The organism is Kocuria sp. WRN011, from assembly GCF_002295155.1.
Taxonomy (GTDB): domain Bacteria; phylum Actinomycetota; class Actinomycetes; order Actinomycetales; family Micrococcaceae; genus Kocuria; species Kocuria carniphila.
The window spans coordinates 240,705-253,918 of the sequence record NZ_NSGI01000006.1 but is presented as its reverse complement, the minus strand read 5'-3'; the positions used below and the strand labels follow the sequence as shown (position 1 = coordinate 253,918).

At 63.6% G+C, this 13,214-nt stretch carries 10 protein-coding genes; 8 read left to right on the top strand and 2 right to left on the bottom strand.

Translation table 11 applies throughout. From position 1 onward, the window contains the following. Positions 1-79: 79 nt before the first annotated feature. Positions 80-1,654: a DUF349 domain-containing protein gene (locus CKW39_RS10390; protein ID WP_371514718.1), complete on the bottom strand. Its 1,575-nt coding sequence runs from the start codon at positions 1,652-1,654 to the stop codon at positions 80-82. Between the two features lie 218 nt (positions 1,655-1,872). On the opposite strand from CKW39_RS10390, the gene hisS reads away from it, so the two are divergent. The 8 genes from hisS (at position 1,873) to CKW39_RS10350 (ending at position 10,673) form a co-directional block, all read left to right on the top strand. Beyond that, a complete protein-coding gene (gene hisS / locus CKW39_RS10385) occupies positions 1,873-3,228 on the top strand; it encodes a histidine--tRNA ligase (RefSeq protein ID WP_095798042.1) in 1,356 nt (451 codons plus the stop codon). Between the two features lie 111 nt (positions 3,229-3,339). Further along, positions 3,340-5,178 (top strand): aspartate--tRNA ligase, encoded by a 1,839-nt coding sequence (gene aspS / locus CKW39_RS10380; RefSeq protein ID WP_095798041.1) that lies wholly within the window; start codon positions 3,340-3,342, stop codon positions 5,176-5,178. 56 nt (positions 5,179-5,234) lie between these two features. Continuing rightward, positions 5,235-6,428 (top strand): CynX/NimT family MFS transporter, encoded by a 1,194-nt coding sequence (locus tag CKW39_RS10375; RefSeq protein WP_256382230.1) that lies wholly within the window; start codon positions 5,235-5,237, stop codon positions 6,426-6,428. Between the two features lie 46 nt (positions 6,429-6,474). Next, positions 6,475-7,056: a class II glutamine amidotransferase gene (locus tag CKW39_RS10370; protein WP_158222943.1), complete on the top strand. Its 582-nt coding sequence runs from the start codon at positions 6,475-6,477 to the stop codon at positions 7,054-7,056. Between the two features lie 84 nt (positions 7,057-7,140). After that, complete coding sequence (locus CKW39_RS10365) at positions 7,141-7,356, top strand: hypothetical protein (protein WP_095798039.1); 216 nt, start codon at positions 7,141-7,143, stop codon at positions 7,354-7,356. A 119-nt stretch (positions 7,357-7,475) separates the two neighbouring features. Next, positions 7,476-7,928 (top strand): D-aminoacyl-tRNA deacylase, encoded by a 453-nt coding sequence (gene dtd, locus CKW39_RS10360; RefSeq protein WP_095798038.1) that lies wholly within the window; start codon positions 7,476-7,478, stop codon positions 7,926-7,928. Between the two features lie 186 nt (positions 7,929-8,114). Further along, positions 8,115-9,629 (top strand): replication-associated recombination protein A, encoded by a 1,515-nt coding sequence (locus CKW39_RS10355; protein WP_095798037.1) that lies wholly within the window; start codon positions 8,115-8,117, stop codon positions 9,627-9,629. Between the two features lie 114 nt (positions 9,630-9,743). Then, positions 9,744-10,673 (top strand): DUF4862 family protein, encoded by a 930-nt coding sequence (locus tag CKW39_RS10350; RefSeq protein ID WP_254049369.1) that lies wholly within the window; start codon positions 9,744-9,746, stop codon positions 10,671-10,673. A gap of 36 nt (positions 10,674-10,709) precedes the next feature. Here the strand turns inward: CKW39_RS10350 and CKW39_RS10345 are convergent, their stop codons facing one another. After that, a complete protein-coding gene (locus CKW39_RS10345; RefSeq protein WP_254049368.1) occupies positions 10,710-12,938 on the bottom strand; it encodes an exo-alpha-sialidase in 2,229 nt (742 codons plus the stop codon). Positions 12,939-13,214: the final 276 nt, after the last annotated feature.

The window sequence follows — 13,214 nt, the reverse complement described above, 5'->3', positions numbered from 1 at the left end:
CGGGAAAGAAAACGGGGACCGCCCCGGTTGTGGACAACCGGAACGGTCCCCGTTCGCTGTGCAGTGCGCTCAGCTCACATCAGTTCAACTCTGAAGCCGAAGCCTGCAGCGTGGCCAACCACTGCTCGCTCGTGGCCAGATCCTTCTCGAGGGTGGCGGCCTTCTTCTCGTTGCCGGAGGCACGGGCGGCCTCTATGGCGGTCTTCTGATCCGCAATCTTGTTCTCGAGCTGGGTCAACATGGAGTTGGAGCGTGCCTTGGTCTCGGGATCCGTGCGGCGCCACTGGTCGTCCTCGGCCTTCTTGACGGCGTCCTCGACGGCGCGCAGTTCGTTCTCCACGCGACGCATGTGGGCACGCGGGACCTTACCGGCTTCCTCCCAACGAGCCTGTACGGCTGCGAGCTCTTTCTTCGCCTGATCCAAATTCTTGATGGGAAGGATCTTCTTGGCCTCTGCGAGCAGCTCCTCCTTGACCACCAGGTTCGCCTCGAACTCCTGATCGATCTGTTCATTGGCGGCCTTGCGGGCGTCGAAGAACACATCCTGGGCCGCGCGGAACCGCGACCACAGGGCGTCGTCGTCCTTGCGGGACGCCCGGGGCGAGGCCTTCCAACGATCCATGAGGTCGCGGTACTTGGAGGCGGTGGGGCCCCAATCTGTCGAATTCGACAGGGACTCGGCCTCAGCGATCAGCGCTTCCTTGGCTCGCTTGGCCTTGGCGTTGGTCTCGTCCAGCTTGGAGAAGAACGCCTTGCGGTGCCGGTCGAACGTTGTGCGGGCCTTGCGGAAGCGCTTCCACAGGGATTCCTCATCAGACTTGGACAGCCGCACGCCCGAACGCTGGTGCGCCTTCCACTGATCGAAGAGTTCGCCCATGCGCTCCGACGAGTGCTTCCACTGGGTCTTCTCAGGGTCCTGACCGGCAACCTTTTCCGCGGCCTCCACGATGGCCGTGCGGTGAGCCAGCTGCTCGGCCTTGGCCTTCTGCTGCTCTTCCTTTTCACGGGTCTCGGCCCCGCCAATGGCGACATCTAGGGCATCGAGTCGCGTGGAAAGTCCGGCCAGATCGCCCACCATTCCGCGGGCGGCGACCTGCTCACGCACGTGTTCCACCGTTTTGCGCATGTCCGTGGTCGGAGCCTTGGCCGCGAGACGCTGCTCGAGCAGGTCAACCTGGGCCTCGGCATCGTCGAACTTGCGCGCGAAGTAGGCGATCGCCTCGTCCTCGGTCGCGTTCGGGAACTGGCCGCACACGTGTTCCTCACTGTCCACGGTCACGTACACGGTGCCGTTCTCGTCCGCGCGGCCGTGCTGCTTGGCACGCGCCACGGATTCCGGAGTGGCCAGGGCGGGCTTGGCCGCTTCCTGGGCCGGCGCGGTCTGGGTCGGCGCTGACTGGGCCGGCTGAGCGGGAGCGACCACGGGTGCCGACGGCGCCGGGCCGGCAGGCGCGGGCACGGCACCCTCGGTGGCCTGGAGGACGACGTTCGCGGGCGTTGCAGGGGTGGCGGGTTTCGACGGCGCTGCAGCGGGCGGCGTCGGCGTGGGTGCTGCGGCCGGGGCAGCAGGCTTGGCAGGTTTCGCCGGGGGAGTTGGCACGGGGGCCGACTCGGGGGTCTGGGGCCGGTCGTCGGATTCAGGACGTTCTGTCACCGCTATAACTCTCTCTCCACGTCCACGACCGCGCTACGAGCCCCACAAAAGCGGGCATTCGTCACACGACGCGAGGAATCGGTCATCGATACGGCCATCCTATCGACCGCGGCGTCCTAGAATGGCAGCACACACCACGACGCCGCTCGGGGCCTTTCTATGACCAGGTCCAGGATCGCGCGCCGGGACCCCGCATTCGCACCAAGGAGAACTCACCCATGGCCCGCACCACCTCCCTGTCCGGTTTCCCCGAATGGCTTCCGGAAGAGCGGATCGTGGAGCAACACGTCCTGGACGAACTGCGGCGCACCTTTGAGCTCCACGGCTTCTCGTCCATCGAGACCCGTGCCGTAGAGACGGTCGAACAATTGCTGCGCAAGGGCGAGATCGACAAAGAGGTCTACGGCGTGTCCCGGCTGCAGCAGGACGAGGACGAGAAGTCGCCCAAGGAGGGCGCGCTCGCACTGCACTTCGACCTCACGGTTCCGTTCGCCCGCTACGTGGTGGAGAACAACGGCTACCTGACGTTCCCGTTCCGCCGTTACCAGATCCAGAAGGTGTGGCGCGGTGAGCGTCCGCAGGAGGGTCGCGCCCGCGAGTTCACCCAGGCCGATATCGACGTGGTGGGTGACGGCACCCTGGCCTTCCGCTACGACGTGGAACTGGCCCTGGTCATGATCGAAGCACTGTCACGGCTGCCCATCCCGCCGTTCGTGCTGCGCGTGAACAACCGCAAGCTCGCCGAGGGGTTCTACCGCGGCATCGGCCTGGACGACGCCCCCGCCGTGCTGCGCGAGATCGACAAGCTCGAGAAGATCGGCCGTGACGCCGTGATCGCCAATCTGCAGGCGAACGTGGGAGCAACCGCCGAGCAGGCGGCGTCGGCCCTGGATCTTGCGAGCATCCGCACCGAGGACACGTCCTTCGTGAAGCAGGTGCGCGCACTGGGCGAGAGCAACGACCTGCTCGAGGAGGGCTTGACCGAGCTCGCGGAGGTCGTGGGCGAGGCCGCCCGTCGCGCTCCCGGCAAGGTCAACGCGGACCTCTCCATCGCCCGAGGCCTCGATTACTACACCGGCACCGTGTACGAAACCGTGCTCGTGGGCCACGAACAACTGGGCTCGGTGTGCTCGGGCGGGCGCTACGAATCTCTGGCGACCACGGGCAAGAAGAACTTCCCGGGTGTGGGTCTCTCCATCGGCGTGACCCGCCTGGTCACCCGCATTCTGTCCCAGAACATGGCCAAGGCCTCGCGCGCCGTGCCCTCCGCCGTGCTCGTGGCCCTCAACGACGACGAGTCCTGGTCCGCCGCCCAGGACGTGGCTGGGCAACTGCGTGCCCGTGGCATCGCGACCGAAGTGGCGGCGTCGCCCCAGAAGTTCGGCAAGCAGATCCGCTACGCCGAACGCCGCGGCATTCCGTTCGTGTGGTTCTCGACCGTTCAGGAGGACGGCACCGTGACCCACGAGGTCAAGGACATCCGCTCCGGCGAGCAGGTCACCGCGGATCCCACGGCTTGGCAGCCCCCGCACGAGGACCTGCACCCTACGGTCGAGGCGCCCGAGACCGCCTGAGACTTGTAGACTTTCAACCAGACTGACCTGGCCACCGAGCCGCGCCCAGCCCACCGGCTGGCGAACGCACCGGTCGAGCCAACACCCCAGACATGAAAAGGTGGATATTTCTTGCTGCGAACGCACGAACTCGGATCATTGAGCGCCCAGAACATCGGCGAAACGGTCACGCTGGCCGGTTGGGTCGACCGCCGTCGTGACCACGGTGGCGTGGCGTTCGTGGATCTGCGCGACGCTTCCGGTGTGGCACAGATCGTGGTGCGCGACGAAGCAGAGTTCCACCAGCTCCGCAACGAATTCGTCCTACAGGTCACCGGCAAGGTCGAGCGCCGCCCCGAGGGCAACGAGAACCCCAACCTGCCTTCCGGTGAGGTCGAGGTCATGGTCGACGAACTGACCGTGCTCAACACCTCCGCCGCGCTGCCCTTCCAGATCGACGAGCACGTGGAGGTCGGTGAGGAAGCGCGCCTCAAGTACCGCTACCTGGACCTGCGCCGCCCCGAGCCCGCCCGCATCATGCGCTTGCGCTCCGAGGTCAACCGCGTGGCCCGCAACCTGCTTCACGACCAGGGTTTCCTGGAGGTCGAGACCCCCACGCTGACCCGTTCCACCCCCGAGGGTGCCCGTGACTTCGTGGTTCCGGCCCGTCTCTCGCCGGGCTCGTGGTACGCGCTGCCGCAGTCCCCGCAGTTGTTCAAGCAGCTGCTGCAGGTGGGCGGCATCGAAAAATACTTCCAGATCGCCCGCTGCTACCGCGACGAGGACTTCCGCGCGGACCGCCAGCCCGAGTTCACCCAGCTGGACGTCGAGGCTTCCTTCGTGGAAGAGGACGACATCATCGCCCTGGGTGAGTCGATCGTGAAGGCCCTGTGGTCGCTAATCGACGTGGACATCCCCACGCCCATCCAGCGCATGACCTACGCGCAGGCCATGGCCGACTACGGCACGGACAAGCCGGACCTGCGCTTCGATCTCAAGCTCACCGACCTGACCGAGTACTTCAAGGACACCCCGTTCCGCGTCTTCCAGGCTCCCTACGTGGGTGCCGTGGTCATGCCCGGTGGTGCCTCCCAGCCGCGCCGCCAGCTCGATGCCTGGCAGGAATGGGCCAAGCAGCGCGGCGCACGGGGCCTGGCGCACATGCTGTTCAAGGAAGATGGCGAGATCACCGGTCCCGTGGCCAAGAACATCTCCGACGAGGAGAAGGCCGGACTGGCCGAGGCCGTGGGTGCCAAGGAAGGCGACTGCGTCTTCTTCGCCGCCGGCGAGGCCAAGCCCTCCCGCGCACTGCTCGGTGCCGCGCGTGTCGAGATCGGTCACCGCACCGGCCTGATCGACGACGAGGCCTGGGCCTTCGTCTGGATCGTGGACGCCCCGCTGTTCGAACCCGCCGCTGACGCCGTGGAATCCGGTGACGTGGCCGTGGGCTCCGGCGCCTGGACCGCGGTGCACCACGCGTTCACCTCGCCCAAGCCCGAGTTCCTCGATACCTTCGACACCAACCCCGGTGACGCCCTGGCCTACGCGTACGACATCGTGTGCAACGGCAACGAGATCGGTGGCGGTTCCATCCGTATCCACCGCCGCGACGTGCAGGACCGCGTGTTCCGCGTGATGGGTTTGTCGCAGGAAGAGGCCCAGGAGAAGTTCGGCTTCCTGCTGGACGCCTTCCAGTTCGGCGCGCCCCCGCACGGTGGAATCGCTTTCGGCTGGGACCGCGTGGTGGCCCTGCTGGCCGGCACCGATTCCATTCGCGACGTCATTGCGTTCCCCAAGACCGGTAACGGCTACGACCCGCTGACCGCCGCTCCCGCGCCCATCACCGCGCAGCAGCGCAAGGAAGCCGGCGTGGACGCCAAGCCCGAGCCCAAGGGCCAGAAGGCCGATAAGGCTGCGGACAAGGCCGAGACCGATCAGGCTCAGGCCGGCGTAAAGGACGATTCCAAGTAGCACGCACGCGTCACAGTAACTTTGCCGGCCGGGGTTTGATTGCCCTGGCCGGCATTGTGCTGTCCGCCTTCTCCTTACGGCTCGCCGTGTCAGGGGTGTCACCCGTGCTGGATCGAGTGCGCGAGGACGTTGCCTTGGACGCGGCCTCCACCGGTCTGCTGGCCATGCTGCCGACCCTCGGCTTCGCTCTCACAGGTTTCTTGACTGCGGCCGCCATGCGTCGGATCAGCTTGGAGGCGTTATTGGCGATTGCCAGCGCACTCGCGGCCGCGGGGCTGATTGCCCGCGCGGCCAGTTCCTCGTCCGGTCCCTTTCTGGCCTTCTCACTGTTGATTATGATTGGGCTGGGCATCGGCAACGTGACCCTGCCACCCATCATCAAGAAGTACTTCCGCGAGCACATTGCCCCGCTCACCGCGATCTATTCGATGCTCCTGGGGCTGTCCACCGCGGCCGCCCCGTTCTTCGCGGTGCCCCTCGCCGACGCCGCCGGGTGGCGTTTCTCGGTCGGGTCCTGGGCGGTTTTCTCGCTGGCAGCTTTGATCCCGTGGTTGCTCATGTGGGTGAGCGTGCGTCGGGAGGGTGCGCGAGCGGCGTCGTCGGTCGCGCCGGATCCGGCACAGGCCACGGTGAGGCCGTGGCGATCGCCGATCGGCTGGGGGCTGGTGCTGCTGTTCGTGGGAACCTCGTCCAACACGTTTTCAATGTTCACCTGGTTGCCGCGCGTGATCACGAGCTACGGATTCTCCGAGCATCAGGCTGGGCTCATGCTCGCCTATTACGCAATTTTGGGGATTCCAGTGAGCCTGGTGGTGCCGCTGTTGGTGCGTCGCCTTTCCCGGACCACCGGTCTGGGGCTCACGGCCGTGGCTCTGTACGCGCTGGGCTACCTGGGGCTGTTGTTGTGGCCGACCACGCAATGGGGGCCGCTGGATGCCGTGTGGGTGTGGATCACGATCTTCGGACTGGCGCAGGCCTCCTTCCCGCTGGCCCTGACGCTCATCAACGCGCACACGCGCAGCACGGCCGGGGCGGGTGCACTGTCGGGATTCGGCCAGGGCGTGGGATACCTGGCCGGGTGCGTGGGACCGCTGATCTTCGGTCTGCTGTTCACATGGGGTGGCTCATGGTGGACCTCGTTCGGTTACCTGTGGCTCATGCTGATTGCCTTGACCGCGGGTGTGCTGCTGACCGGGCGCCGTCGTTTTCTGGAGGATGGCGTGGCGACCGACCGCACGGTGCAGGAGTAGGCTCGAGAACACGCTCACCGCGCGAATCACCTCCGGGGAGGTTGCCGTGTGCAGACTGTTCGGGCTCCACACCGGAGCGCAGCCGCAAACCTGCTCGTTCTGGCTGTTGAACGCCTCCGATTCACTGTCCGAGCAGAGTCGACGGCAGCCCGACGGCGCCGGGATCGGCACCTTCGATCCGAACGGCAAGCCGCATCTCGTCAGATCAGCACTCGCCGCCTATCTCGATCCCGAATTTGCGATAGCCGCGCAGGCCCTGACCGGCACGAGCTTTGTGGCCCACGTGAGATTTGCGACCGAGGGCGAGCTGAGCGTAGCCAACACGCACCCGTTCGAACAGGAAGGGCGCATGTTCGCGCACAACGGGGTGATTCGGTCTCTCAATGTGCTGGATCGGGAGCTGGACCGGCGTGACGCGACCTCTTTGGTTCTTGGCACCACCGACAGCGAGCGCTACTTCGCGCTGCTGACCTCATATCTACGGGAATTCTCGGGCGATGTTGTTCAGGCGCTCCGTGCATGTCTGACGTGGTTGGCGCAGAACGTGTCGCTGTACTGCCTGAATTGTGTCCTGGCGACACCGCAGGAGGTGTGGGCGGTACGTTACCCGGACACGAATCCGCTGTGATACCTCAGCGGGCCCGCCGGAACGGGTTCACACCCGGCGCCGACGGGTCAGTCACCAGTACGTTTCACCTCAAGGTACTGGGCCGTGGCCGGTCTGGATCCCACGATCAATACGGTCACCGTGGTGGCCAGTGAACGCATGACGGACGATGCTCAATGGGCGATGATCTCACCGGGTTGGGCGCTGCACGCTGGTCCGGGTGATGCCTTCGAGCTGCTCGACCTGGGCTTGGGCCGGCCGCGGCGTCAGATCGGTCACGACGAGCTCGGTCACGCGGCAACGGCGCAGGGTGCAGATTGAGGCCGAGGACATCGCTCTCGCGTGTCGCGCCGCGCTCTCGCGAGAGGGGTCCTACTGATGCCAGGATGTGGCACGACTCCGCATCCATGCTGGTCTACCGGGTGTGATGAACTGAGCCCATGAGGATTGTGTTGCAAACGGTGTCCAAGGCGTCCGTCACGGTTGAGGGTTCGGTGACCGGGGAGATCAGCGGGCCAGGACTGCTGGCTCTGGTGGGCGTCACCCACGACGACACCCCGGAGACCGCGAAGAAACTCGCTGAGAAAATCGCGACGCTCCGGATTCTTCCGGGGGAGAAGTCGTGTGTGGACCTGTCCGCACCCGTGCTGGCCGTCAGCCAGTTCACCCTGTACGCGGATGTGCGGAAGGGACGGCGGCCTTCGTGGTCAGCGGCGGCGCCCGGGGACGTCAGCGAGCCGATCTTCGATCAGTTCGTGGAATCCTTGCGCGGGGCCGGTTTGGACGTTGGCACCGGTGTCTTCGGCGCTCATATGCAGGTCGAGCTGATCAATGACGGGCCCGTCACCATCATCGTGGACTCCGACGAGCTGGACCGCCCGCGGAGGCAGTGAACCCTGAGCCTTCACGCGTGCCTTTGAGAAAGCGGACGGGCGGCGCAGTCTCAGGTGAGGAAAATGATGCTTGGCGGCCCCAGGGGAGGGAAAAGCGTAAAAGTAGCCGCGGATGTGCACGTTCCTCACCCCAGGCCGTACCGCTGCAGTTTCCTCACATGACACTTCTACCTTCCGTACGGATGCATGTCGGAACCTCCCGTTAGGGTCGGTGCTGTGAGCAATCCGCTGTTTGACCTGCCCGACCCGGACGAGCCCGACCGGGAAGACGATCCTGCGCCAACCCGTGGCCGTGGTCGAGCGCCTTTGGCCGTGCGGATGCGCCCGCGCACGCTGGACGAAGTGGTTGGACAGAAACATCTTTTGCGTGCCGGATCACCGTTGCGCGTATTGGCCGGAACTGATGCGGGTCCGGCCGGTCCGAACTCCATCATCTTGTGGGGACCGCCGGGAACCGGAAAAACCACCATCGCGCACGTCATTGCGCGCGGCCACGGGACCAAGTTCGTGGAACTGTCGGCGATCACAGCAGGCGTCAAGGACGTCCGCCGAGTCATGGACGAAGCGCTCACCGACCGCGATCTGCACGGGCGCAGCACCGTGCTGTTCCTGGACGAGATCCATCGTTTCACCAAGGCCCAGCAGGACGCGTTGCTTCCCGGAGTCGAGAACGGCTGGGTCATTCTGGTGGCCGCGACTACGGAGAATCCGTCCTTCTCGGTGATCTCACCGCTGTTGTCCCGCTCGTTGATGCTCACCTTGCAGCCACTTGAACGCTCCGACATCCACGAACTGCTCGATCGCGCCGTGACCGACCGGCGCGGCCTCAACGGTGAGGTCACACTCGACGACGACGCCAGGAACCACCTGCTCGACATGGCCGGCGGTGACGCTCGCAAGGCACTGACATCGTTGGACGCCTCCGCGGGAGTGGCCTTCTCTCACACCCGAAATGCCGCAGCTGCCGAAGGGGAGTCCGATGGCGGTGCAGCGCCCCTCGACAGCGGGGACGCCAAGGAAGGCGCGGTGACCAACGAAGACTCGGGACCGAGCGCCGTCGGCCCCGTGACCATCACCCTGGAGCACGCGGAGGAAGCGCTCAATCGCGCTGCCGTGCGGTACGACAAGCAGGGCGATCAGCACTATGACGTGATCAGCGCGTTCATCAAATCCATCCGTGGCTCAGATGTGGATGCTGCCATGCACTACCTGGCGCGCATGATCGAAGCGGGGGAGGACCCACGATTCATCGCCCGGCGACTGATCATTTCTGCTTCCGAGGACATCGGCATGGCGGACCCGACAGCGCTGCAAACCGCGGTCGCAGCGGCACAAGCGGTGCAGCTGATCGGCATGCCCGAAGGGCGTATCCCGCTGGCTCAGGCGGTCACGCATTTGGCTACATCGCCCAAGTCCAATGCCTCATACATGGCCATCAATGAGGCCATCGCGGATGTTCGCGCGGGCAAGGCCGGGCCGGTTCCGATGCATCTCAGGGACGGCCACTACAAGGGTGCGGCCACCCTGGGACACGGGGACGGCTACCTGTACGCCCACGACCAGCCCAATGCCGTGGCCTCGCAGCAGTACCCGCCGGACGAGCTGGTGGGCCGAGACTACTACCGGCCCACGCCGTACGGTCACGAGAAACAACTTGCACACCGAGTAGAGATCCTGCGCGGCATGGTCCGTGATGAATAGCTTTCAACTTCAGATGAATACAGAGAATCCTTGAGCACAGGGAAGAAGCGGTAGGCACTTGAAGGCCCAGCTTAAAAGGCTGGTAATTGTCGATTTTATATGCACAATTAATTTATGACTCGCATGAATCAAGAGATCCTTCGCCCCATTGTGGTGGGTGCTTACGCGGCCATTCCATCGGATCAGAAGAACCAGGAAATGTTTTATGACCTGCTCGCACGACATGGAAAGGCCACGGCACTAGAGATTCCGTTCCGGGACGGATTTGTGGACCCAATTGAATGGTTGGCCCGGCAGATGAAAAGGCGCTTCACCCGATCAGTCATCACGCTCATACCCGGCACCATGAAGAGGGTAGGCGCCAGTGGTGTTTTCGGCCTAGCATCTCCCGACGAAAATGCGCGCCGCGCCGCAATGGACTACACCCGTGCGGCCCGGCAATGCGCCGAGGAACTCAATCAGCTGACGGGTGAGGAGTCAGTGGAGGTCATCCACGTCCATTCAGCTCCGTCCATGAAAGCGGATCCAGCGCAACTTGGGCGATCACTTGAGATGCTCTTATCGGAGCAGCCCAACAGTTACGAATGGCCGACTCGACTGGTTTTGGAACACTGTGACGCCTATGATCCAACAATGAAAGGTGAAAAGCGGTTTCTTTCCCTGGGCGATGAAATTCCCGTTGCCGCGTCATTGGGGATGGGCGTGACAATTAACTGGGGACGATCTGCGGTTGAAGCTCAAAATTCTGATCGTCCGCTGGAACATGTCCGACAATTGGTATCGGAAGGAATTCTTGAGGGATTGATGTTCTCCGGTGCGGGTCGAGAGAGTAATGGTTACGGGGCCCCGTGGGCCGATGCGCATTTACCCCTCACGGGTGACGAACCCACGTCTCTCATGGATGAGACGGCGGTCGAGCAATGTCTGGAAGCTGCCGGTGGCGCGTGCACCTATACGGGGGCAAAAGTGCAAGTGCCAACCGGCAGCTCGATCCAGCGTCGTGTGGACATGATCCGGAACGTGACTCGTTTACTGGAGTCTTGACCGGTGGGCCACCGCGAAACGGGAGTCCAGTGCGTGTCAGCCGTCCGTACTGCGTGAGCTCGTGAGCCACGTCAACGGAAGCACACTCAGAAAGAGCCCCTGCCACTCCCGCTCCCACAAGACGGCCAATCGGCCGTCGGGAAGCTGGGCCATTGACTGATACACATGGTGGCGGGGATTCAGCACCCGGTTGTGCACCCACGTTGTGCCGTCATCGAAGGACATTCTGAGGACTCCGCGGCCCCGAAACGGCAGCATCTGGGACGCATTGGCGAAGACGATTGCCTCCCGGCCGTCGTATGAGACCCGGATCGCATTCGGTTGCGAAAAAATTTCGGCTATTTGAGCGACGTAATCCACCTCGCCCCAGCTCTGTCCGCCATCCGTGCTCACAGCGTGTGCGACGCGCCCCGACGGGTGTTGATTGCGCATGTACACGTGGACTGATCCGTCACGTCCCTCGACGAGAGCCGATTCGTGCAAGGAGCCCCGATCATCCTCGAGCCGTCGGGAGCTGAGTTCGACGTCATCGAGTTGTCGACCGTCATTCGGAGACGATCCTCGCGTCCAGGTGGAACCAGCGTCGTCGCTGAAGATGACGGCGCATGAGAAGGTTCTCCCTTCTTCGTGGTTGTAGTAGACAGGGAAGATCAGTCGACCCTGGTGTTTGCCGCGAGTTAGTTGAATTCCATTACCGGGGGAGGTCCCGAAGAATCGCATCCACTCCTCCTTGACCTGCGGTGTGATGTCTTCCGGATCGCTCCAGGTTTCCCCGTCGTCGTCGCTATGGATCAGTAGCACGTATGAGGTTCGGGCGCTCAGCAGGGACTCGTGCGGATCTTCCCCGGTGGCCAAATGAATGTTGCCGGCCGGTTGCGAGTTCTTGGTGACGTTTCCGTCCCGGGCCACGTGGTAATCGGTGGCGGTGCCGTCCTCGGAAATCACTGTTCCGTCGGTTCCGAGCAGATAGCGATGATCGTGTCGGTCGGTTAAAACCATGCGGCCTTGTTCGTCATATCCGGTGCCGGGTTCCACATTGGGTTGCCCGTAGCCACCGGGGAATTGATCGATCAGGACAAAAACTCGCCCCGTGTTCTTGTCCTGCACGATCACCGAGTCAATGACGGACGCCGCCGTTCGTCCGCTTCCGGGGTATTCGAGAAGTACCTTCGCTTCCTCCCAGGTGGCTCCGCCGTCCGTACTGCGACGCATGACGAAGTTGATGTCATTGGGGCTGTCATTGGCGATGCTGACCCGCTGATCGGCACCCGCGAGGACCAGCCCCGACTCAAGGGTCAACAGGGCCGGAATTCGATAGCTGCGCGATCCATCCATCCCGGTGTCGAAGAGAGCTTGAGTGTGGATCGGCTCCACCGATGCCAATCGTTTGACCTGATGATCGGAAAGTACGGAGTCGTAGATCATGGCGGACTGTGCCTCGCCGAAGAGTCGGGTGCCTTCCAAATCGGCACCCACCACAACTCGCTGAACGTCTCCGATATCACGGAAGAAGGCGGTGCCGGTGGAATGCAGTGTCTGAAAACCATCGACGAAAAGCTCGAGCGCGCCTCGTCCACTGACCAGCACCACATCGTGCCAGTCACCGTCATCCCATCGGCCGCGAGCGCGGATGTCGGCCACCACGTCGTCTCCGGACGTCACTGTGTAGGTGATATCTCCGTCTTCGATGGCAAGAGACAACCGTCCGTTCGATCCCTCTGCCTCGACGATGGCTCCGCCCTGTCCTTCACCGCGGGTGCGGTACCGTGCGCGAATTGCCCCACCGTTCAGGGAGCCGCATCGTTTGGCGTCCCGCGGTGCGAGCTCGGCCGCAGCGAACTGGATCAGGGGAGAAACGGTCAGGGATTCGGCCACGACCGCAGTGTTGGAAAGGGGCGCGCCCCAGAAAGTGACCCTGGAAACCTGCATGATTCTGCGGGGATCTACCATGAGCGAAGAAACTTCGATGTCGCTGAACCACGCGTGAACGGTGGCGGAGAAGGCCTCGTAACCATCAACAAAGAGATGCGTTCCTGTCTCGTCGACGGTGAGGGCGAGGCTGTGGGGCTGCCCGTCGTCAATGCCGATGGAGTCTTCCGCATCCAGTTGCCGTGTTTCATCGTTACATCGAATCCAGCCGTTCATCCTTCCGCCGGTGACTTCCAGGGTGATCCGTCCCCGCTTACCCCGGGCATCGAGAAGCGGCCCGTCAATGGTGGTGCTGAAGTCGATGTGAACCGTCCCCTCCACGTCGGATCCGACCATTGACCTGCATTTCTCCAGGGAACCTGCGATGTCTGCGGTTCCTCGCTTGATATCCAAGCGGACGGGCGGAGTTGTGTCTTCGTAGCGCATCAAGGGCAACCCTTCATAGTTCGTGCGTCCCGCTGTCAGTGTGGTTCGACCGATCGAACTTCGCGGGCTTTTCCATCGAGATCAGCCGTAGGATGTCTGATGTTCTCAAGTAATGTACATCACATAAAGGGCCGCGTGTCGGTGAAATCCGCAGCTATCTACGGATTTAGCTGAGGGTCTAGCGGG